This is a genomic window from Consotaella salsifontis, from assembly GCF_900167365.1.
GTDB classification, from domain to species: Bacteria; Pseudomonadota; Alphaproteobacteria; order Rhizobiales; family Rhizobiaceae; genus Consotaella; species Consotaella salsifontis.
The window spans coordinates 398,257-419,887 of record NZ_FUXL01000002.1 but is presented as its reverse complement, the minus strand read 5'-3'; the positions used below and the strand labels follow the sequence as shown (position 1 = coordinate 419,887).

Below are 21,631 nucleotides of genomic sequence, written 5' to 3'. Positions count from 1 at the left end.
TTCTCCTCACCAGGCGACCGCGTCGCGCAGCCGGTTGAGCACCAGAACCGCGCCTAGGACGATGACGGAAAGCGTGACCATCAGCGCGCTGGCATAGCCGAGCTGGAAGAACTCGAAGCCGACGCGGAAGCCATAGATGTTGAGGGTGTTGGAGGCGTTGGCCGGGCCGCCCTGCGTGGTGATGTAGATGAGATCGAAGAAGCGCAGCAGATCGACGCTGCGCAGGATCATCGCCGCGACCAGCGTGGGCAGGAGAAGCGGCAGCGTGATGCGGAAGAGCACCTTGACGGGCGAGGCGCCGTCGATTTCCGCCGCCTCGTAGACGCTGGGCGGCAGCGCCTGGAGACCGCCGAGAACGATCAGGGCGACGTAAGGGCTCCACTGCCAGGTGTCGATGAAGGCCAACGTCGGCACCACGAAACCGGGGGAGGCGAGCCACTCGGAGGGCGGCAGGCCGAAGCTCGTCAGGATGTAGTTCGCCGCGCCGAGCGATGGGTCAAGGATCACCAGCCACATCATGCCCGCCACCACCGGCGGCATCATGAAGGGCGAGATGAAGAGCGAACGCACGATTCCGGGCAGCTTCTTGGAACGGAACATCACCAGCGCGAGGATGGTGCCGAAGAAGAGCTGGAGGGCCAGCGAGAGGATATAGAGGTAGAACGTGACCGCGAGGCCGTTCCAGAATTCTCCGTCCGAAACCATGCGCACATAGTTGTCGGCGCCGTTGAAGCTGGTGGTGCCGACCGAGGAAAACGCCTGGAAGCTGAGCCAGATGGAGTAGCAGAAGGGAAAGGCGATCATCGCCACGGTGAAGATCACCGCTGGCGCCGACAGTGCGGCAAGCTGTGTCTTCGGTGATTGTTGACTGCTCATCGTCGGAGCCTCGAAATATCCAGGAGTGGCAGCGGGACGGTGATCCAGTCTGGCGCCCCGCGTCTCGATCGCCCTCGGGTGCGGTCGTTCGAGCGCAAACCTCGCCCGTTCGCCGCCATGACATGGAGGACGGTCATCCGTGGTGGAATTCGGGGGGCGCCGCCACCGGCGGCGCCCGCTTGCGCTGTCTCAGCCGGCGAGGAACCCGCCGTCGACGGCGAACACCGTGCCGGTGACATAGGCAGCGGCAGGCATTGCCAGATAGACGACGGTGCCCGCGACCTCGTCGGGCTGGCCCCAGCGATTGAAGGCGGTTCGCGAGGCGATGCGCTGATAGTGCGCGATCTCCTTGCGGCCTTCGGCGTTGAGGGGAGTCTCGATAAAGCCAGGCGCCACCGCGTTCACGCGGATGCCGCGGCTTGCCCAGGCAAGAGCGAGGCTCTTGGTGAGCATCACGACGCCACCCTTGCTGGCGCAATAGGCCGGCAGGCGCGGCAACGCCGCGTAGGCATTCATCGAGGCGATGTTGACGATCGAGCCGTGCCGCTCCGCCAAACCGTCGGCAAAAGCCATCGAGGTGGTGAAGGTGCCGATGAGGTTGACCTCGATCACCTTGCGGAACACATCGACCTGATACTCCTCGTCGCGCCGCAGGATGCCGGCGCAGTTGACGAGGAAGTCGATGGGTCCGCAGTCCTCGGCGAGGCGCTGGACGGCAGCCTCGTTGGTGACGTCGAGCGGGATAAAGCGAAGCCCCGCCTCATCGGCCATGCCGCAGGCGGAAATCTCCGCCTCGCTCACGCCCGTCGCCGTGACGGCCGCCCCAAAGTCGCGCAGCAGCTTGACGATGGAAAGGCCGATGCCGCCGGCGCCGCCGATGACGACGGCCTTGAAGCCAGTCGGCAAACTGAATTGCTCCTTGCCCATGGTTCGGCCGCCGTTCGACTATTTCTGAGCGCTCAGACCGTTCAGAGCCTGGTCTGCGGCCGCGCAGGCTTCGTCGACCGTGCCCGTCCCGAGCAGAAGCGTGTTGACCGCCTGGCCGATGTACTCGCGCGATTCCGGGTTGCGGATGATCGGCACGCCGACCTCGGATGTTCCCTGATCCGCCAGCACCTGGAGCGTATCCTGCCACGACTGGCGCAGAGGCTCTTCGGCGAGCCAGGCCTTGTAGTCGGCATTGTCACGAACCGAGGCGCGCGGCGGGGCAATGCCCTCCATGGCAAGGCGGGCCTGCATCTCCGGGCTGGTCGCCCACTGGACGAAGTACCAGGCGGCATCGGGATGCGCGCTATAGGCAGAGACCGACAGCGCCCAGCCGATCGTCGTCGGATGCGAGCCGCCGTCGCCTGCCGGCAGCGGCATGAGCGCCGTATCCTTCAGGCGTGCGCCGCCTTCCATCACGCCGGGAAATTCGTTGGACGACTGGAAGGACATGGCCGAGCGACCGGCGCGGTAAAGCGAGGTGAGCTGGTAGAAGCTGTAGTTGACAACGCCCGGAGGGCCGTAGTCGCGCAGCAGGCCGGCATAGGTGGTGAGGGCGGCCTTGCCCTCGGGCGTGCAGAACGCGGACTTGCCGTCCTTCAGGTAGCTTCCGCCCATATTGTGGAGGAAGTTGCTGAAGGTATAGGCGAGGGCGGGCTTCAAACCGCGCGAGGCGAAAGGCGTGGTGCTGGAATCGCACTCCTTGATCTTTTTGGCTGCCGTCTGGAGGTCGGAGATCTTCTCCGGCTTCGGCACGCCGCACTTCTCGAAGATATCGGTGCGGTAATAGAGGATCGGGCCCTCGATGTTGAGCGGGATGCCGGTCAGGGCGCCGTCGAAGACCGCTGCTTCGACCAGGGCCTTGCTGAGATCACCGAATTTGTAGTCGGGCGAAACCGTCTGCTCGGTATAGGGCTTGAGATCCTTGTACCAGCCGGCGGCGGCATACTGCATGCCCTCGCGCGACGGCAGCGTCATGAAGACGTCGACCTCGTCGCTGTGCGCGTTGAGCACCGTGGTCAGGCGCTGGCGCATCTGCTGCTCCTGATAGGAGTCGACGCGCAGCTTGATGCCGGTGAGCTTCTCGAAATCGCCCTGATACTTGAGAAGCGTGGTGGACCAAGGATTGTTGTTGGCGAGAAAATTGACTGTTTCGCCCTCATGGGCTCGCCAGTCGAAATCCGCTGCTGCCGAGACGGCCGGCCAGGAAACGCTTGCCGCCAACAGCGCCGCGGCGAACGGCATCGAACGGTGTAGGATTGCCATGAAATTTCTCCTCCGGGACACATGCACGTCGCGCAGTCATGGGAGCGTATTCCTCCCGCTCTCATGGCTGCAGCATGTAACCGTTTGCATAACTAAGCTTAGCAACTCTGTCAACCGGGGCTTCCATCCGCGCTCTTCCGGCAGTGGAGCGCGGTTGTCTAATCCCGACGCAGGGGGTGAGGTCCAAATCAGACATATAGCCTGGACCATTCACTGGTTGAGCAGCCGCCCTGAAATTCCCTGTTGCTATCACCGTGGCAGGAAAGCCAAAAAGTCGTTAAACAACATATCGTTGCCGTGGGATTGTGCAGCCTCGTCGTGGGGTGGTGAGGCTGCGAGGCAATCCCTTCTGGATATCTGTACAAGGGATTGCCCGCCTCGACTTGAGGTCGCAAACGGCTGGATGACGCCAAAGATCGCCCCAGGATTGTCAAGCCCTATGCATCTGGGATATCGCTGAACCGAAGAGGGAGGATTGACGGCAAGGATGAAACCGGTTTCCCAAATGAGCGAGAGCGCCCGCAGCCGGTCAGTCGGCATCCGTCAGGTCGCGCAGAAGGCGGGCGTCTCGACGGCCACCGTCTCGCGCTTCCTCAATCGACCTGAGGTGGTAAGCGCCGAGCTCGCGGCGCGCATCAATGCCATTATCGACGAGGTCGGGTATATTCCCGATGCGTCGGCCAGGGCCCTCTCTTCGCGGCGAACGCGGACTATCGGCGCCATCGTGCCGACCATCGACAACGCGATGTTCGCGCAGGGTCTTCAGGCCTTGCAGCGCACGCTGGCGGCGCAAGACTATATGCTGCTCCTGACCACCAACCAGTACGACATCGACATTGAGCTGAAGCAGGCGCGCAATCTGGTCAGTCGTGGCATCGACGCGCTGATCCTGCGCGGTGACGCGCACCATCCCGCGTTGCGTCGTCTCCTCGAGCGCCAGGACATTCCGTTCGTCCATGTCGGCGTTTACGAGCCGGAGAAGCCCTATCCGTCCATCGGCGTCGACAACAGGGCGGCGGGGCGGCGCATTGCCCGTCACATGATCGAGCTTGGCCACGAGAGGATCGCGATCGTCGCCGGCATGCAGAAGAACAACGACCGCGCCCAGGCGCGCCTTGCCGGCATGACGGAAATGCTGGCCGAGCGCGGCTGCTCGCCGCGGCCCGAGTGGCTTCAGCAGGTCAACTACAAGCTCGACGAGGCGCGGCAGGCGGCCCGAGCCCTTCTTGCCATGCCCGAACCGCCGACGGCAGTGATCTGCGGCAACGACGTCATCGCCTATGGTGTGCTGCTGGAAGCGGAGAAACTCGGCTTTGACGTTCCGAACCAGTTGTCTGTGGCGGGCTTCGACGATCTCGAATGGAGCCGGCATTTGCGGCCGTCGTTGACCACCATCCACATGCCGACCGACGAGATATGGGCCCAGGCCGGCACCTATCTGATGCAGCGCCTTTCCGGTGCACCGGCGATGATGCACCGCGAGCTCGATTTTTCCCTTGTGGTTCGAGAATCGACCGCGCCGCCCTCTTCTGCCTAACCAGACCGCGAGTCAGGCCGGCTCGTCACCGAACTCGGCGCGATGCTTGAGTTTGCGGCGGCGAGCGAGCGACTCTCCGCCTGCGACGTCGTCGCTTTCCGCCTTGACGGTGGTCTCGCCGAAAGGGCGCGCGGCATGTTTGCGGCGGATTTGCCCGCCTTCCACTGCCAAGCGGTCCTCCCGTCGATCGAGACAGGCGCGTTCTTCCAGGTGCCAGCGCAGGCCGAGCGTCGAGGTTTCCCGGAAGCAGGCGTCACGCAGATCGGGAAGAGCCTCCGGCCGCACGAGGAGCCGAAAATCGGTCAGGGGCCGGTTCTTCTTGCCGGCGCGGTTCCCGACTGAAAGGTCGATGACGGCCGGAAGGGCGCGCAGCCTGTCTGCGGCGACGCCGATCTCCTCACCGGTCATGTCGTCAATGTCGAAGGAAATAACGACGACGTCGTCGCGCGCCGGCTCTTCGCCTTCAGCGAAGACGAGCGCGCGCAGAATGTTCGGCATGCCGGGAAGCGTACGGGTTCCCGCGCCCATGCCCGTTGCGGCCAGCGGTCCGGCCGCTTCGGAGCGCGACGCGTTAATCAGATGCGCGAGAATCGCGGCGCCGGTGGGCGTCACGCGCTCGCCCGCCACTCCGTCGTCGCGCCAGGAAAACCCCTTAAGGATTTCCGCCGTCGCGGGCGCCGGTACCGGCAGGAGCCCGTGCTGCGTCCGCACCAGCCCGCTGCCGAGGGGGAGCGGCGAGACGCTCCAGGCGGCGCGGGGCAGGGCGGCCGCGATGCTGCCGGCGGCGACCACGTCGAGCAGCGAATCCCAATCGGCGATCTCGTGGAAATGCACGTCCTCAATCCTGACGCCGTGCATCCGGCTCTCAGCTTCGGCCAGTCTTGAGAGGATGGCCACGGCTTCCGCCGCCGTCCCGGCAGAGAGAGGCGCGGCTTCGATCAGGGCGACAAGATCGGGAAAGTGCGCGGACGGGCCGTGCCCATGCTCGTGATGATGGTGATCCGCGCCTTCGTCCGGGCCATGATGATGATGATGGTGATGGTGATGATCGCCGTGACTATGGCCGTGAGCGTGATGGCCATGATCGTGATGGTCGTGGTCGTGGTCGAAGTGGTCGTGATGATGATCGTGCGAGGGCGCTTCCTTGAGCCCGAATCGCAGGACGGCCATGGCGCCGCTGGTGCCCTCGGAGAGGTGAGCGCTCCCTGCCTCTGCGGGTAGAACGGCCGCGACATCGGCCATGACGCGGTCCTTGAGCGAGGGAAGGGCGTCCAGCATGGCGGCGACGAACATGTCGCCGGCGGCGCCCCCCACGGCGTCGAGATGGATGTGGCGCACGGCGGCAATGTTGAGGGAGGAAGCAAGGGGCATGACTGGTCGTTCCGGTGGGTCGACGGCCTTTTTAGCCGCCGTGGCCTGCGCCGCGAAGGCACGGGCGTCTATATTTCGAGGTCCATGAAGCGCTGGGCCAGAATGTCGACGTGAGCCTGCATGGCGGATGCGGCGACTTCGGGCAGACGGCGTGTCAGGGCGCGGTGGATCGCCTCGTGGTCTTCGGCCGAGCGGTGGCGGTGCTGGGTGGCGCGGGTTCTGTCGTACCAGCGGTCCCACATCGGATTGGTGCGCATCTCGTTCCAAAGATGGGCGATGTAGCTTTCGACGAGGCGGTTGCCGGAAGCCTCGGCGATCAGGAGGTGGAATTCGATGTCGGCGCGGTCGAAGCGCGGCAGGTCGTGGATGGCGACCTGCATCCGCTTGACGGCCTTGCCGATCGCCTCGAACTGGGCCTCCGTGCCGCGCTGGGCAGCGCGATAGGCCGATTCGCCCTCGATGAGACGGCGCATCTCGAGAATCTCGGAGGGTCCCGCCGCCGCCGGCACGAGCCCGGCGGCCCTGCCGGCGCCGCGAGCGGCCTCCGGCAGGACGAACACGCCCGATCCAAGACGAATCTCGATGGCCCGCATCAGTTCGAGCGCGAGAAGGGCCTCGCGGACGGTGGCGCGGCTGACCTGGAGTGACGACGCGAGTTCGCGTTCGGGCGGCAGACGGCTTCCCGGGGGAAACTCGCCCGCCGCGATCCTCGAAAGGAGGTCGTTGGCGATTTGAAGATATCGCCGCTCCCCTGCCGCCGGCAGCTCAAACATTCGCGCTCTCGGTTTTTCCACCACGCCGTCCGAGAAGATCGATGATCATCGGATAGAACAGTGTCAACACGGCGATGGCGAGGAAGAACAGGGCGTAGGGCCGGTGGAGAATGGCCCACACGTCGCCGTCGGACATCATCAGCGAGGCTCTGAGCTGCTCCTCGGCAATCGGGCTGAGGACGAAGCCGATGACGAATGGTCCGAGAGGAACCTTGGCCAGCTCCAGCCCCAGGCCGACGAGGCCGAACGCCATCATGATCCAGACGTCGGAGAAGGAGTTGTTCACCGCATAGGAGCCGATGACGCAGAAGACCAGGATGGCGCCGAGAAGGCCGGCGCGCGGGATCTGCGCGATCATGGCGATATAACGCACCGTGCCCCACATCAGGATCAGCATCATGACGTTGGCGACGGCATAGGCCGCGATCACGCCATAGGCGATCTCGGGCGAGTTCTGAAACAGCAGCGGCCCCGGCTGGAGATTGTGAATGGTCAGGGCGCCGATCAGGATGGCCTCCGTCACCGAGCCGGGAATGCCCATGGTGATCAGCGGGATCAGCGCGCCGCCGATCGCCGCGTTGTTGGCCGATTCGCTGGCCACGACCCCTGGCTCATGGCCCGTGCCGAACTTTTCCTTCTCCTTGGAAAGCTGGCGCGTCGTCGAATAGGCGACCAGAGCGGCGACGTTGCCGCCGATGCCGGGAAGAAGGCCGATCCACGTGCCGAGAACCGAGGAGCGCAGCATGTTCATGCCGTGCACCTTGGCATCGGACCAGTGGACGGGCAGCTTGCGATCAGGCAGGCGCGCCTTGCCCTTTTCCTTCTTCGGCTCGGCGGCCTCGCGCAGGATCTGGCTGATAGCGAAGACGCCGATGAGAACCGGCAGCAGGCCAAAACCCGAGAGCAACGTGTCCGAGCCGAAGGTCAGGCGGGCGGAGCCGAGCGAGGAATCAACGCCGGGCAAGGAAAACGCCATGCCGATGGCGGCCGCGAGCAGCCCCTTGACCAGCGATCCGCTGGCAAGTGCCGCCAGCATGAACAACGCCATCAAGACGAGCGTGAAATACTCCCACGGGCCGAACTGCAGCGCGAAATGCGCCAGCGTGGGCGACATTCCCGCCAGAAAGCCCCAGGAAATGATACCGCCGGCGACCGAGGCCATGATGCCCAACGCCAGTGCCCGCTCGGCGCGGCCCGTCTGAGCCATCGGGTAGCCGTCGAAGGTGGTGGTGATGGAGGAGGGCGTGCCGGGCATCCTGAGCAGGATGGCGGTGATGAGGCCGCCCGAGATGCCGCCGACATATTCGCCGATGAGCAGCGTCACGGCGTTGACTGCTTCCATGTGGAAGGTCATCGGCAGCGTCAGGGCGATGAGCATCGTCGCCGTCAGGCCCGGAATGGCGCCGACCACGATGCCGACGGCAGTGCCGGCCAGGAGCAGGAGCAGGTTGTCGAGGTGGAAGACGACCAGGAAAGCGTCGAACATGATCAGCCCAGGTCCACATAGAGAAAGCGGGTGAAGACGAAGCGGATCGCGACGGCGAGAACGAGGCCAAGCACGGCGAACAGGGCGAGGGATCGGGGCTTTGGACTTCCGATGGTCGCGCCGATGGCGATGATAAAAAGGGTCGTCGCGACGATGTAGGGCGCCCGGAAGCTGTCGAGGGCGGCCACGTAGATCAGCGTGGCGACGAACACAAGCGCCATGCGGCCCGGATTGGCGAGTTCACTGGGTTCGCCGGCGTTCGGCATAGCGGCGCGCAGTGCAAAGAGCGCGCGAAGGCCGATGATCGCCGCGAAGAGCGCGATGAGAACGCCGAGTGCGTATGGCAGCGCGGACGAGCCCAGAGGCTCGAAGCGAGCGGCCGGCAGATCGGACGCGCCGACGAACAGCAGCGCTGCACCCGCGAGCGAAAAGACCGACAAAGCGAGGTCGGTGTAGATGTCGCGACGTGTCCTTGTCATTCGTTTCCTCCAGAATGCCTGAAAGGCCTCGGGCGGGTCTGCTGTCGCATCCCGCCCGAGGCCTTCAGACAGACGATTATTTCAGCGTGTCGGTGATGGACTTGAGCGAAGCCAGCATGGCGACCGACTGGTCCATGGCCTCGTCTCCCCCGGTCCAATAGGGCTCAAGCGTATTGTTCTTGAAGTACTCGGCGATCTCGGGATCGTTGATCGCCTTCTCCAGGGCGCCCGCGATCTTCTTGACCACGTCGTCCGGGGTGCCGGCCGGCGCCAGCCACCAGTTCGGGTTGGCCCAGGACGCGTCGTAGCCGAGTTCCTTGGCTGTCGGCAGATCGGGAAGGGCGGCAAGGCGCTCGTTGCCGAAATAGACCAGCGGGCGAAGGTTCTCACCCTGCCGCATGAACTCCGAGGCGGCGAAGAGAGCGATGTCGGCATTGCCGCCGAGAAGCAGGCGGAGGCGATCGGCGTTGCTGTTGGCGGTGACGTAGCGCGTCTCGACGCCGGCCGACTTCTCCAGCATTGCGCCGACGATGTGAGGGATCGAACCGATCGCCACGGCCTCGACGAGGCTGCGCGGCTCCTTCTTGAGATGGTCGATCAGCTCGTTCAGCGTCTTGTAGGGCGCATCCTCGCGCACGGCCCAAAGCGGGCTGCCGCCGCCGGTGAAGCCGATCGACTTGAAGTCGTCGAGCTGGAAGCCACCAAGGCCCATGGCCACCGACAGAAGCAGCTCATGCGACCAATGCATGATCGTGTAGCCGTCGTTGCCGCCGCGCTTCAACTGGCCGAAAGCGTTGGCGCCGGCGCCGCCATCGGCGTTGACGATCACCAGGGGCTGCTCCAGCCAGCCCTTCTGCTGGATCTTGTCGGCGATCATGCGGGCGACGACGTCGGTGCGTCCGCCGGGCTTATAGGGAACGATGACCTTGATCGGCTTGGTCGGGAAATCGTCGGCGAGGGCCGCCTGCGACGTCGCCGTCAGAGCCGTGGAGGCCACCGCTAGCGAAACGATCGCGCCGGCAACCGCCCGGATCGTCCCCGAAATGGCGCGCCGGCGTGTCAAGTTGAACATGGCTCACTGTCTCCCAAAAAATCCATCAGTTCGGCGGGTTCATCCCCGCTCACCCTGTCGCCTTTGAAATTGGCTAGGCCAAACTACAAACGCCTATGGGTATTGTCCAGACCGATCTTTTGGAGCAATGTGCCCCCCGCTCGCCTCCGAGGGTTGAACGAAGCGCCGCGGCGCCGGCTGCCACGCCAGGCTGCCCGGTGCTGTGTTCGGCGGTTGGGACGAGCTCTGGTCGATCACGATAGGCGATCAGGAGGTGGAATTTGATGTTGATGGAGTGCCTTGATGGCAAAACGGGAACTGTCGGATCTGCGCAGCCAGCGCTGGTATGCGGGCACCAGCATCAGGGGTTTTGCCCATCGCCAGCGCACGCAGCAATTCGGGCTGCGCCGCGAGGAGTTCATGGGCAAGCCGGTCATCGGCATCGTCAACACCTGGAGTGAGATGAACGCCTGCCACGCTCATCTGCGCCATAGGGCGGAGGCGGTGAAGCGCGGTGTCTGGCAGGCGGGCGGCTATCCGGTGGAGCTGCCGGCCCAATCCATGGCCGAGATCATGGTCAAGCCGACCACCATGCTCTACCGCAATTTCCTGGCGATGGAGGTGGAGGAGCTGCTCCGCTGCCATCCGATCGACGGCGCGGTGCTTCTGGGTGGCTGCGACAAATCGACCCCCGGCATGCTCATGGGTGCCTTTTCCACCGATCTGCCGTCGATCTTCTGCCCGGCCGGCCCGATGTCCAACGGGCGCTACAAGGGCACGATCACCGGCGCGGGCACGCATACGAAAAAGTATTTCGACATGCTGCGGCGCGGCGAGATCGACGCCCAGGAATGGATCAATCTCGAGAGCCCGATGACGCGCACGGTCGGCACGTGCAACACCATGGGCACGGCCTCGACCATGACCTCTATCGTCGACGCCATGGGGCTGTCGCCGACCGGCGCCTCGTCCATTCCCGCTGTCGATTCCGGCCATGAGCGCATGGCCTCGCTCTGCGGCGAGCTGGCGGTGAAGATGGTGTGGGACGATCTGAGGCCCTCGCGGCTTCTCGACCGCCGCAGCTTCATGAATGGCCTCGTCGCCTACATGGCGCTCGGCGGCTCGACCAATGCCGCGATCCACCTCATCGCCATGGCCGGCCGTCTTGGCATCGAGCTTTCCCTCGAGGACATGGCGGCGAAGTCAGAGGTGATTCCCGTGCTGGCCAACCTCTTCCCGTCGGGCGAATATCTGATGGAGGACTTCTACTTCGCCGGTGGCCTGAAGGCGCTGCTGGGCAAGGTGAAGGACCACCTGGATCTTTCCGTTCCCACCGTCGAGGGGCAGACCATCGGCGATGCTCTCGAAGGCGCCGAGTGCTACAACGACGATGTGATCCGCGACGTCTCCAACCCGGTCACGCCGCTGTCGAAGGGCCGAACGCTGGTGGTCCTGCGCGGCAACCTCGCGCCCAACGGCGCGGTGCTGAAGTCGTCCGCCGCCGATCCGAAGTTCCTGAAGCACAAGGGACCGGCTCTCGTCTTCGATCATCCTGACGCGATGATGAAGGCTCTCGACGACGCCGATTTCGAGGTTTCCGAGGACACGGTGCTGGTTCTGCGCAATGCCGGGCCCGTCGGCGCGCCGGGCATGCCGGAATGGGGCAATCTGCCGATCCCGAAATCCCTGTTGAAGAAGGGCGTGCGCGATATCGTGCGGATCTGCGACGGACGCATGAGCGGCACGCACTACGGCACCTGCGTTCTTCACGTTTCCCCCGAAGCCGCCGTCGGCGGGCCGCTGGCACTGCTTCAGACGGGCGACCTCGTTTCGCTCGACGTTCCTGCCGGGCGGCTCGACATGGAGGTCGGCGAGGAGGAGCTGGCGCGCCGCCGCGCCGCGCTGAAGCCTTCCGCCCGCGTCTATGAGAGCTCCTTTACGGCTCTCTACCAGCGCTCGGTGACGCAGGCCGACAAGGGCTGCGATTTCGACTTCCTTGCGGGCGTGCGCGACCTGCCCGAACCCGAGATCTACTGAGGCTGTGATGACGAACGAACTTTCCAACCCTTTCAAGCGGTTCTTCGTGGAGCATCCGGGCGGAACGATCCTCGGCACGTGGCTGATGTCGGCCGCCGCCGGACCGACCGAGGCGGTCGGCCATGTCGGCTTCGATTTCCTGGTGGTCGACATGGAGCATGTCCCGCTGGACGTCTCGACCCTGCCCGAAATCCTCAGGGCCGTAGGCTCGACGCCGGCCATGCCGCTGGTCCGCATCGCCTGGAACGACCGCGTGCTCATCAAGCGCGTCCTCGACGCCGGGGCGGAGACCATCATGGTGCCGTTCGTCCAGACGGCCGAGGAAGCGCGCGAGGCGGTCGCGGCAGCAAAATATCCGCCGGCCGGCGTGCGCGGCGTGGCGGCGGTGCATCGCGCATCGCGCTTCGGCGCGGTCGCGGATTACCTCAAGCGGGCCAATGACGAGACCTACGTCGTCGTTCAGCTTGAGACCGAGGAGGCCGTGGGCCGGCTGAAGGAGATCGCCGCGGTGCCGGGAATCGACGCCCTTTTCGTCGGTCCCAACGATCTTGCCGCGTCCATGGGGCTGATCGGCGAGATCGGCCGTGACGAGGTTCAGAGCCTTCTTGCCAAGGCCGCGGCCGATGCGCGTGAGATCGGCAAGCCGATCGGCATCGTCGGTCCGAACCCCGCCATGGTTCGCCGCTTCATCGGCTACGGCTACAACTTCTGCGCCGTCGCCTCCGACATCGGCATGATGACGGGCCGCGCGCGCGATTGGCTCGCCGAGCTCCGCGGTGTCGCCAAAGAAGACGAGGGCAGCCGGCCAGCGTATTGAGCGCGCGCGGCACCGGAGCCCGGCGGGCTTCCCGAAGGTAACCGGACGCCGCCGAACTTGAAAACGCCGCCCGCCGGGCGGCGTTTTTGTACGCGAAAACCACTCTCGCCGACCTGCTGCGATGAGCCTTGGTCATCGGTGGGCGATGGGCCGCGACGGCGCGCAAAAGCACCTTGACGCACTTGCGCTGTGGCCCATCTGGCAGCCTCGGAAGGGTGCTGGCAGGCCTGCGGCATACCAGCCGAGAAGCTTCGTTTTTCGGGAAAGCGTTAGATTAAGCTCCCTCAGAGCCCTATATCGAGCGCGTATGAGCACAACCCTGGTGACAGGATCGCGACAGATCGCCTCGCATAAACGACGCTGAAGCCGGCGTCGGGTTCCACGAGAAAGATGGCGCGGTCCGGGAACGTGAAGAGGATTGTGGCGAAGTGGGCGGAGCCACGGCATTGGGAGAATTCGGCGCGATCGCCCGGGAAGGGGGAAGAACGTCCTTGGTTCTCCGAGCGCGGCGATTCGGCGCCCGATACTGTCATGTGCCATATCCTGGCCCAGCGGCCGGAGCAGGTTCGGCAAAGTGTACGGGGGCGGCGCGCCCCGATGGGTGGGAGAAGCCTCCTCGCGCCTGTGCAGCATTCCAATGAAGAAGGCGGAAACGATGACGACGGACAATCAAAAAGAATATCTTTTCACCTATGGCACGCTGCAGCAGGACGGCGTCCAGCAGTCGACATTCGGTCGTGTGCTGGAAGGCAAGGAAGATGAATTGCCTGGCTATATGCAGCAGGTGATCGAGATCACCGATCCGGAGGTCACGCGCAAGAGCGGCCGCCACGCCCACCGCATCGCCGTCAAATGCGACGATCCGACCAAATCGGTGAAGGGCAAGGTGCTCGAAGTCACCAAGGCCGAGCTCCAGGCGACAGACGAATATGAGGTCTCCGACTACAAGCGCACCCGCGTGACCTTGAAGTCGGGCACGGAAGCCTGGGCCTACGTCAAGCGCGCCTGAAGACGATGATGAAGCCGGGGCGGCGCGACTCCGTAGCCGCCTCGCTCGCTCGCGCCGCCGCGCTGAAGAATTCTGCCGCGCCGGATGATGAATCCGCCGCTGTTCCGTCTGGCGGGAGAGCAGTGCCGCCGTGGCTGGCCTTAGTCGCCCCGGCAGTCGCCTCGGCCTTAGCCGTCGCGCTTCGACGGGTCCCAGTTCGACAGGGCCATCAGCCCCTCGCGCAAGGTGTCGCTCGAAAGCGGCGCGATATCCTCATCCAGCGCGCGGTGCATCTTGACCCACAGGGGTAGTGCCTCTGCCAGGAGCCGCGAGCCATCCGGCGTCAGCGACAGGCGGCGCACCCGCTTGTCTTGCCTATCGGCCGCGACCGCGACCAGCCCGCGCCGCTCCAGAGCCTTCAGCGCGGCGGTCAACGTTGTCCGATCCATGGCCAAAAGGTCGGCGACGGCGGAGAGAGTGGGCGGCTTCGGCCTGTTCAGCGACATCATCAACGAAAACTGTCCGTTCGTCAGGTTGAGCGGGCGAAACACCTCGTCGAAGTGACGCGCCAAGGCTCGCGCGGCGCGCTGTGCATGAAGGCAGAGACAGGTATCGCGGACGTGAATCGTGGTCGCGAAGGCAACCGAATCGTCATTTGACATGGTCTTATTATGTTGATATCAACTTAAAAGGGAAGCGACATTCTGCCGCGATGGCGGCCATAGGGGGTTTCATGATCCGCAATGGCTTTTCCTGGTACGAGTTGGCAACCTCAAATGCTGCGGCATCCCAGTCGTTCTATGGTGATGTTGTTGGGTGGACCTTCCAGGGCGGGGACGTCGGAGGGCGCCCCTATCAATGGCTTGTCGCAGGCGGCGGGCCGATCGGCGGCATGATGGAAATAGCCGCAGACATCTCCACGGGTTGGACGGGTCTCGTTCAGGTGGATGATGTCGACGCCACCGTCGAGGCCGCTCTCGGCGCCGGAGCACGCCTCCTGCACGAAGCGGAGACGATCCCTGGCATGGTCCGCTTCGCCATTCTCCAGGATCCGACAGGCGCTGCTTTCGGAGTCTTCGCATTGACCGACGATTCGATCGTGCCGCCTGCTGCCTCCATCGCAACAACCGGAACGGTCTGCTGGCGAGAGCTCCACACCTTTGATCCAGATGCCGCCTTTCTTTTCTACTCGAAGCTGTTCGGTTGGCAGAAGGACCAGGCCTTCGACATGGGGGAGATGGGCACCTACCAGACCTTTACGGTTGGCGGGCAAGCCGCCGGAGGCATCATGAGGGCGCCTCCGTATTTCCGGCAGTCCAGCTGGCTCTTCTATTTCGTCGTCGATGCCGTCGAGGCTGGCATGGCGCGGATAGAGCAGGCTGGCGGGCGCGTCGTCTGGGGGCCGAGTGAAGTGCCAGGCGGCCGCATCGCGCAAGCGCTCGATCTCGAGGGCACGATGTTCGGGATTTTTTCCATGGCTTGATGTCCAGTGAGACGGTCTTGAGGCTATTTGGAATTAGGGGGCCGGCATCCCCTCGTCGTTTTCGTCAAACGTTCTAGTTGCCTCCCAGCAACGCCAACGGCCCCTCGACGGGAGAAGACGATGAAATTCTTGATCACGACAGCCGCCGCAGCGCTCGCTCTCGGCGCGCTGACCGGCGCCGCAGCAGCCGACGATTCGGCCTGTGGGAAGATCACCATCGCCAATATGAGCTGGGCCTCGGCCGAGGTCATGGGGGAGATCGACCGGTTCATCCTGGAACACGGGTTCGGTTGCGATGCCGAGCTGGTGCCGGGCGACACCATGCCGACCTTTACGTCGATGACCGAAAAGGGTGAGCCAGACGTTGCCCCCGAGATGTTCGTCAACCAGTTCCGCGAGCAGATCGACGCTGCCGTAAAGGACGGGCGCATCGAATATGCCGCCAAGGTTCTCTCGGACGGCAGCCAGGAGGGTTTCTGGATTCCGCAGTATATCGCCGACGAGCATCCGGACATTCAAAAGCTCTCTGATGCCTTCGCGCACCCCGAGCTTTTCCCCGCGCCGGAAGATCCTTCCAAGGGAGCCGTCTATGATTGCCCGGCCGGCTGGGGCTGCCAGATCATGGTTCGCAACTTCTTCAAGGCCTATGATGGCGAGAAGAACGGCTTCGTCATGGTCGATACCGGCTCGTCCGCCGGTCTTGACGGCTCGATCGCCAACGCCTTCGAAAGCAAGAAGGGTTGGCTCGGCTATTATTGGTCGCCGACCGCGATCATCGGTCGCTATCCGATGAAGCTCCTGGAATTCGACGTTCCATTCGATCAGCAGGAGTGGAAGACCTGCACCACCCAGCCGGACTGCGAGAACCCGAAGAAGAACGCCTGGACGCCGGCAGACGTCTACACGCTCATCACCCCGCGCCTCGCCAAGGAGTCGCCCAAGGTTGCCGAGTATCTCAAGAACCGCTCTTGGGGGAACGATACGGTCAACTCGATTCTCGCCTGGAAGGACGAGAATCAGGCGACGGGCGAGGACACCGCGCTCCAGTTCCTGGAGACGCATGAGGACATCTGGTCGAAATGGGTTTCCCCCGAGGTGGCCGAGAAGGTGAAGGCCGCCCTCTGAGGTTCAAGAATGGCCATCACGCCATTCCATGTTGAAACGGGGCCGGCGGCGCGATCCGCCGGCCTTTGGCTTTTGCCCCAGGGGCTCTGCTCAAAGGCTGATCTTGAAGCCCGCGTGGGTCTTGGAAAAACCGAGACGTTCATAGAAGCGGTGGGCGTCGAGGCGGCGGGCGTTCGAGGTCAGCGATAGCGATTCGGCGCCGGCCTCGCGCGCCAGTTCCATTGCCCGCTTCACCATCGCCTCGCCGAAGCGGCGACCGCGCCGGTCTGCCCGCACCTGAACCGCCTCGATCCTGGCCTTGATGGCGCCGCGCGACGTCAGGGTATTGGTGAAGCTGAGGTGGAAAGTGCCGACGACCACGCCATCCTCCTCCGCGACGAAAATGTCTTCAGCCGGACTGGCCGCGCAGCGCTCGAAGGCGGCCCGGTAGAGCGGCCGCAACTCCGCCTCGCTGCTGTCGCCGTGCCCTCCGAGAGGGTCGTCGGCAAAGAGCGCCACCAGTGCATCGAGATCCTCGGCTCGCGCCGCCCGGATCAAAAGGTTCGTCATGCCGGTCTCCCGCTAAGAACACGCCGCTCGCCACAGCACGGATGGCGCGGCGCTTCGTTCAATGGGAGGCTTGCGACATCGTGGCGGTGGATATCGCCCTCTGTTATCATGGATGGGCGAAATTGCTTTCGTCGCCGAGTCGGAAAAGTGCCCGGCGATGGCGAGGCGTTGGGAATACGGAGCGGCGCATGAAGGTCCTCGTGCTGGGGCTTGTCCTGTTTCTGGGACTGCATTCGAGCCGCATCTTCGCCGCAGGCGCGCGGGAAGCGTTGATCAGGCGTTTCGGCGAAATGTCCTACAAGGGCATCTACAGTGTCGTTTCCCTGATCGGCCTCTTTCTGATCGTCTGGGGCTTCGGTACTGCCCGAGCGAACGCGGGCCTCGTCTGGCAGCCCCCGGTAGGCATGCGGCACGTCGCTCTTCTTCTCGTGCCTATCGCCCTGATCCTCGTCGTTTCAGCCTACGGGCCCACGGGCCGCATCAAGGCCGCCGTGGTTCATCCGATGGTCCTCGGCGTCGCGGTTTGGGCGTTCGGCCATCTTCTTTCCAATGGAACCAGCGCCGACGTGTTGCTGTTCGGCGCCTTCTTCATTTGGGCCGTCGTCGATTATGTGGCTTCCCTCTCGCGAAGCCGCCGCTCGGGTGAATACCCCGTCGCGGCCGGCGTTCGCGGCGATGTCGGCGCCATCGTGATCGGGTTGATTATTGCGGCTCTGCTGCTCGGCGACGTCCATGAATGGTTGTTCGGAGTTTCCCCGCTCGCGTGAGCGATTCGCGCGAACCTGTCGGCGCACCTCTTTAACGCCGCCGAAAAATCGTTAGAAGACGCCAGGAACAAGCGGATGTCGCCGAAGGGCGATGTGCGCCGAGAGCGCGATGAGTGTTTGGATGAGCGACGACAGTTTCTTTCGCGAGGTGAGCGAGGAGCTCCGCCAGGATCGGGCGAAGGCGCTCTGGAGCAGATACGGCAAGCTGGTGATCGGCGCTGCGGTGGCCATTGTCGTGGTGACTGCCGGCATTGTCGCCTGGGATCGCTACCAGACTGCTCAGGCCGATGCCGCCGGCGACCGATTCATTGCCGCCAGCGACCTTGCCGACGAGGGCAAGAACGAGGAGGCGATCACCGCGCTGAAGGCGATCGCCGACGAGGGTTACGGCGTCTATCCGGTTCTGGCGCGCATGCGCCTTGCCGCCGTTCAGCTGGCCTCGGGAAATCCCAAGGCGGCGATCGCCGAGTACCAGACCGTCGAGCAGAACGCCTCGGCTCCCCAGCCGCTGCGGGACATGGCGGCCCTACGCGCCGGCTATATTCTCGTCGACGAGGGGAGCCTCGACGACGTGCGGCGTGAGGTGGAGCGTTTAAGCACCGATGACCAGGCGCTGCGCGCCCCGGCGCGCGAGGCTTTGGCACTCGCGTCCTGGAAGGCGGGCGATGTCGACGACGCCAAGAAGCTGTTCGATCAGCTCGTCGGCGATGGCGCGACGCCGCGCGGCATGATGGAGCGGGCGCGCCTGATGCTCGATGTCATCGCCGCGGACGGCGCCCCCCCGAAGCCGGGAGAAGCCTCCGCCGCCGCCCCTGATGCCGGCGCCGAAGCGGTATCGCCGGAAACATTGGACCTTCCGTCGATTCTTGGCGCGCCCACAATGGAGCCGAGCACGAGCGAGCCGGCCGCCCCGGCGGCGGCGCCTGAGGCACCGGCAACAACGCCCGCGCCGGCGCAAGGGACCGCTGGCCCAGGCCAGCCGACTCAGGCGCCCGTGGCGGACGCGCCGGACCTGTCCGATGTCGTGCCTCTCGGCGACGAGGGCGCGGCCGAGCCGGACGGTCCGCTGGAAGGACCCGCCGAGCCGGCGCCGGCGCCGATCCAGCAGCAGTGAGGGCAGCGCCTCGGTTGAGGGGCGGCTGATTCTTCAAGGAATTACAGGAGGCGGGCGGGCGTCTTTTCGCCCCGCTCGCCTTTTCCTCTATAAGGATAGGCCGTGGGTGCTCAGCACCGCGAGCCCGAGACGACAAAGAGTGTGCCATGGTCACGATCGCCATTATCGGACGCCCGAACGTCGGCAAGTCGACCTTGTTCAACCGGCTTGTCGGAAAGCGGCTTGCCCTGGTGGACGACCGACCGGGCGTGACCCGCGACCGCCGTCCCGGCGAGGCTCGTCTTGGCGATCTGGAATTCGAGGTTATCGACACGGCGGGACTGGAGGAGGCTGCGGCCGAGAGCCTGGAGGGGCGAATGCGCGCCCAGACCGAGGCGGCGATCGCGAGCGCTGACCTTTCTCTCTTCCTCATCGATGTGAAAGCCGGCGTCACGCCGGTCGACCAGGTCTTTGGCGAGCTCTTGCGCAAGGTCGGAAAGCCGGTCGTTCTCGTTGCCAACAAGGCCGAGGCGCGGGGCTCCGACGCGGGACTGGCCGACGCCTATGGGCTTGGCCTGGGTGAGCCGTGTCCGATCTCGGCCGAACACGGAGAGGGCATGTCGGATTTGCGCGACGCCATCGTCGAAGCGATCGGAATCGAGGCCTTCGATACCGAGGAGGCTCTGGACGAGGCCGAGACCGACGTCGCGGTTCCCGAGAGCGAGGAGGTGCCGGCCTATGACGCAACAAAGCCGCTGCGCATCGCCGTCGTGGGGCGGCCCAACGCGGGCAAGTCGACCCTGGTCAATCGCTTTCTTGGAGAGGACCGGATGCTGACCGGTCCCGAGGCGGGCATCACGCGCGATTCCATCTCGGTGGAATGGTCCTGGCAGGGCCGGCGGGTCAAGATGTTCGACACGGCGGGGCTGCGGCGCAAGTCGCGCATCCAGGAAAAGCTGGAGAAGCTCTCGGTCGCGGATGCCCTGCGCGCTGTCAAGTTCGCCGAAGTGGTCATCGTCGTTCTCGACGTCACCATCCCGTTCGAGCGCCAGGATCTCCAGATCGCCGACCTCGTGCTTCGCGAGGGGCGCGCCGCCGTCCTTGCCTTCAACAAGTGGGACCTTGTGGAGGACCGCCAGGCCGTGCTCGCGGACCTGCGCGAAAAGACAGACCGGCTGCTGCCGCAGGCGCGCGGCATCCGCGCCGTCCCGGTGTCCGGCGAGACGGGCGAGGGGCTCGACCGCCTGATGCGCGCGGTCGCAGAGACCCACGAGGTGTGGAATCGCCGCATCTCGACGGCGCGGCTTAACCAGTGGCTCCAGGGCATGGTGGCTCATCACCAGCCGCCGGCGGTTTCCGGCCGACGCGTCAACCTGAAATACCTGACCCAGGTGAAGACGCGCCCGCCCACCTTCATGCTCTCCACCTCTCGCCCCGAGGCGCTTGGCGCCTCCTATACGCGCTACCTCATCGGCGGGCTGCGTGAGGATTTCGGCCTCTTCGGTGTGCCGATCCGGCTCTCGCTGAAGAAGCCCGACAATCCGTACGCAGGAAAACGGAAACGTTTTTCGTAATCAAATCAGAGCTTGTTAACCAAGAAACAAGATTGATCGCCCATCCTCGCTCATGAACGAAACGAGCGTGGACGAGTTTTTAATATGTCGGCGATTGAGCGACACGACAGAGCGGCGTCCCGCGGCAGAAGCGCGCCCCGGTCGGGCCGGCATTGGGTTGCCGTATCGCTGCTGTCGCTGATGCTCATGCCCGCGATGACGACCTCGGCGGCCTTCCAGGACATGGCGAGTATGCTGGAAGGGCCGGCCGCCGCCGCCCGTTGGCAGACCTACTTCGTGCCGTCGCCGGCTGGCTCGCTCGTCAAGGCGGAGCTCGCGTTTGCCGACAGCAAGATCAACGGCTCGCTGCCGAAGGGTTCCGGCGTGCGTGCCGGGGATGGTGAGCTTCTTTCGGTCAAGACGCCGCGCGCCGCCTATGAATCTCCCGATGAAGCGCGTGTGTCGCGGACCGACAAGGGCCGGCGTGTCATTTCATCGACGGCCAGCACACCGCAGAAGGCATTCAGCACCAAGTCGATCCTTGAGCGCCAGAGTGCTCTCTCTCCGCTGCCGATCGCGGGTGACGCCGCCGTGCGTCTGGCTTTCTCGCCTCCTTCAACCCGGATCGAAGCGGTCCAGGTCGCGATGAACTTTGCTCCGACCGTGCGCGGCGATGGACCCGCCATTCCCCGCGGTACGCCCGACAACGTCATGCTGGCGTCTCTGCGACCGGCGGTCACGACTGGCCCGACAGGATCGGCTCTGGCCTATGCCGCGCCCGACAGCGCCACCGCCACCGCCTCGCTCTTCGAGAAAATTCTGAAGGAGCCGCAGGAGCCCTTCGTGCCGCCGGTCGATCCCAGCGATCACTCGTGGGCGGCGACACCGCTTCCGGCCTCCGCCTTTACGGAGAAGGAGCAGGCATGCCTGGCCTCGGGGGTCTATTTCGAGGCGCGCGGCGAATCCGAACTGGGGCAGGCTGCCGTGGCCCAGGTCATCCTGAACCGCGTGCGCAACCCTGCCTATCCGTCGACCATCTGCGGCGTCGTCTATCAGAACAAGGACTGGCGGAATCGCTGCCAGTTCTCCTTCGCCTGCGACGGCCGCCGCGATCGTGTGCGGGACGACGAGGCATGGGAAATAGCCAAGCGCGTGGCGGATCAGGTCACGAAAGGCGAGATCTGGATCAACGACGTTGGCTCGGCAACACACTACCACGCCACCTACGTCCGCCCGCGCTGGGCCCGCGCCATGGAGAAGGTGGACAAGATCGGGCGCCACATCTTCTACAGAACCTTCGGTGGCGGCTGGAACTGAGCGCCGCGATCTTTTCGCGTCACTTCATGTGGACCGCGCCGCTCGCGCACCCATGGACGCTTGACGCTGAATTTCAGGA

The 21,631-nt window shown here is 64.7% G+C and carries 20 protein-coding genes; 10 read left to right on the top strand and 10 right to left on the bottom strand.

All coding sequences use genetic code 11. The features are described 5' to 3' along the window. Nucleotides 1-6: 6 nt before the first annotated feature. The 3 genes from B5D38_RS04030 to B5D38_RS04020 form a co-directional block, all read right to left on the bottom strand. The gene (locus B5D38_RS04030; RefSeq protein ID WP_078707046.1) at nucleotides 7-876 is read right to left on the bottom strand and encodes a carbohydrate ABC transporter permease; all 870 of its coding nucleotides are present in this window, start codon (nucleotides 874-876) and stop codon (nucleotides 7-9) included. Between the two features lie 189 nt (nucleotides 877-1,065). Then, nucleotides 1,066-1,782, bottom strand: coding sequence for an SDR family NAD(P)-dependent oxidoreductase (locus B5D38_RS04025; protein ID WP_342587344.1), 717 nt, complete (start codon nucleotides 1,780-1,782; stop codon nucleotides 1,066-1,068). Between the two features lie 39 nt (nucleotides 1,783-1,821). Continuing rightward, nucleotides 1,822-3,126, bottom strand: a complete 1,305-nt coding sequence (locus B5D38_RS04020) for an ABC transporter substrate-binding protein (RefSeq protein ID WP_116002560.1) — start codon at nucleotides 3,124-3,126, stop codon at nucleotides 1,822-1,824. 487 nt (nucleotides 3,127-3,613) lie between these two features. On the opposite strand from B5D38_RS04020, the gene B5D38_RS04015 reads away from it, so the two are divergent. Continuing rightward, nucleotides 3,614-4,663 carry a LacI family DNA-binding transcriptional regulator gene (locus tag B5D38_RS04015; protein ID WP_078707043.1) on the top strand — a complete coding sequence of 350 codons (1,050 nt, stop codon included), beginning with the start codon at nucleotides 3,614-3,616 and terminating at the stop codon, nucleotides 4,661-4,663. Between the two features lie 12 nt (nucleotides 4,664-4,675). On the opposite strand, the gene larC is transcribed toward B5D38_RS04015, so the two are convergent. The 5 genes from larC to B5D38_RS03990 form a co-directional block, all read right to left on the bottom strand. Beyond that, nucleotides 4,676-6,034, bottom strand: a complete 1,359-nt coding sequence (gene larC, locus B5D38_RS04010; RefSeq protein WP_078707042.1) for a nickel pincer cofactor biosynthesis protein LarC — start codon at nucleotides 6,032-6,034, stop codon at nucleotides 4,676-4,678. A 68-nt stretch (nucleotides 6,035-6,102) separates the two neighbouring features. After that, a complete protein-coding gene (locus B5D38_RS04005) occupies nucleotides 6,103-6,807 on the bottom strand; it encodes a FadR/GntR family transcriptional regulator (protein WP_078707041.1) in 705 nt (234 codons plus the stop codon). After that, on the bottom strand, nucleotides 6,800-8,293 hold the full coding sequence (locus tag B5D38_RS04000; protein ID WP_078707040.1) for a tripartite tricarboxylate transporter permease: 1,494 nt from the start codon (nucleotides 8,291-8,293) through the stop codon (nucleotides 6,800-6,802). Before B5D38_RS04000 ends, B5D38_RS04005 begins: the two co-directional genes overlap by 8 nt. Before the next feature lie 2 nt (nucleotides 8,294-8,295). Further along, nucleotides 8,296-8,772 carry a tripartite tricarboxylate transporter TctB family protein gene (locus B5D38_RS03995; protein ID WP_078707039.1) on the bottom strand — a complete coding sequence of 159 codons (477 nt, stop codon included), beginning with the start codon at nucleotides 8,770-8,772 and terminating at the stop codon, nucleotides 8,296-8,298. A gap of 76 nt (nucleotides 8,773-8,848) precedes the next feature. After that, nucleotides 8,849-9,844: a Bug family tripartite tricarboxylate transporter substrate binding protein gene (locus tag B5D38_RS03990; protein WP_078707038.1), complete on the bottom strand. Its 996-nt coding sequence runs from the start codon at nucleotides 9,842-9,844 to the stop codon at nucleotides 8,849-8,851. A gap of 282 nt (nucleotides 9,845-10,126) precedes the next feature. Between B5D38_RS03990 and B5D38_RS03985 the strand changes: the two genes are divergently transcribed. The 3 genes from B5D38_RS03985 to B5D38_RS03975 all read left to right on the top strand — a co-directional run bounded on the left by B5D38_RS03985 (nucleotide 10,127) and on the right by B5D38_RS03975 (nucleotide 13,686). Continuing rightward, entirely contained in the window at nucleotides 10,127-11,860 is a 1,734-nt protein-coding gene (locus B5D38_RS03985) for an IlvD/Edd family dehydratase (protein ID WP_078707037.1), read from the top strand. Nucleotides 11,861-11,867: 7 nt separating this feature from the next. Then, entirely contained in the window at nucleotides 11,868-12,677 is an 810-nt protein-coding gene (locus B5D38_RS03980; protein WP_078707036.1) for an HpcH/HpaI aldolase family protein, read from the top strand. Nucleotides 12,678-13,332: 655 nt separating this feature from the next. Then, complete coding sequence (locus tag B5D38_RS03975) at nucleotides 13,333-13,686, top strand: gamma-glutamylcyclotransferase family protein (protein WP_078707134.1); 354 nt, start codon at nucleotides 13,333-13,335, stop codon at nucleotides 13,684-13,686. Between the two features lie 167 nt (nucleotides 13,687-13,853). Here B5D38_RS03975 and B5D38_RS03970 read toward each other — a convergent pair whose 3' ends face one another. Beyond that, nucleotides 13,854-14,327, bottom strand: coding sequence for a MarR family winged helix-turn-helix transcriptional regulator (locus B5D38_RS03970; RefSeq protein WP_078707035.1), 474 nt, complete (start codon nucleotides 14,325-14,327; stop codon nucleotides 13,854-13,856). Between the two features lie 71 nt (nucleotides 14,328-14,398). Between B5D38_RS03970 and B5D38_RS03965 the strand changes: the two genes are divergently transcribed. Further along, nucleotides 14,399-15,148, top strand: coding sequence for a VOC family protein (locus tag B5D38_RS03965; RefSeq protein ID WP_078707034.1), 750 nt, complete (start codon nucleotides 14,399-14,401; stop codon nucleotides 15,146-15,148). Between the two features lie 120 nt (nucleotides 15,149-15,268). Then, nucleotides 15,269-16,273, top strand: coding sequence for an ABC transporter substrate-binding protein (locus B5D38_RS03960; protein ID WP_078707033.1), 1,005 nt, complete (start codon nucleotides 15,269-15,271; stop codon nucleotides 16,271-16,273). Between the two features lie 90 nt (nucleotides 16,274-16,363). On the opposite strand, the gene B5D38_RS03955 is transcribed toward B5D38_RS03960, so the two are convergent. Continuing rightward, complete coding sequence (locus tag B5D38_RS03955; protein WP_078707032.1) at nucleotides 16,364-16,822, bottom strand: GNAT family N-acetyltransferase; 459 nt, start codon at nucleotides 16,820-16,822, stop codon at nucleotides 16,364-16,366. A gap of 188 nt (nucleotides 16,823-17,010) precedes the next feature. Here B5D38_RS03955 and B5D38_RS03950 point away from each other — a divergent pair, with 188 nt between their 5' ends. The 4 genes from B5D38_RS03950 to B5D38_RS03935 all read left to right on the top strand — a co-directional run bounded on the left by B5D38_RS03950 (nucleotide 17,011) and on the right by B5D38_RS03935 (nucleotide 21,552). Then, a complete protein-coding gene (locus B5D38_RS03950) occupies nucleotides 17,011-17,589 on the top strand; it encodes an NnrU family protein (RefSeq protein ID WP_078707031.1) in 579 nt (192 codons plus the stop codon). A gap of 121 nt (nucleotides 17,590-17,710) precedes the next feature. Then, the gene (locus B5D38_RS22680; protein ID WP_078707133.1) at nucleotides 17,711-18,703 is read left to right on the top strand and encodes a tetratricopeptide repeat protein; all 993 of its coding nucleotides are present in this window, start codon (nucleotides 17,711-17,713) and stop codon (nucleotides 18,701-18,703) included. Nucleotides 18,704-18,849: 146 nt separating this feature from the next. Continuing rightward, nucleotides 18,850-20,256 (top strand): ribosome biogenesis GTPase Der, encoded by a 1,407-nt coding sequence (der, locus tag B5D38_RS03940; RefSeq protein ID WP_078707030.1) that lies wholly within the window; start codon nucleotides 18,850-18,852, stop codon nucleotides 20,254-20,256. Between the two features lie 84 nt (nucleotides 20,257-20,340). Then, nucleotides 20,341-21,552 carry a cell wall hydrolase gene (locus B5D38_RS03935; RefSeq protein WP_245318790.1) on the top strand — a complete coding sequence of 404 codons (1,212 nt, stop codon included), beginning with the start codon at nucleotides 20,341-20,343 and terminating at the stop codon, nucleotides 21,550-21,552. The last annotated feature ends 79 nt before the right edge of the window (nucleotides 21,553-21,631 follow it).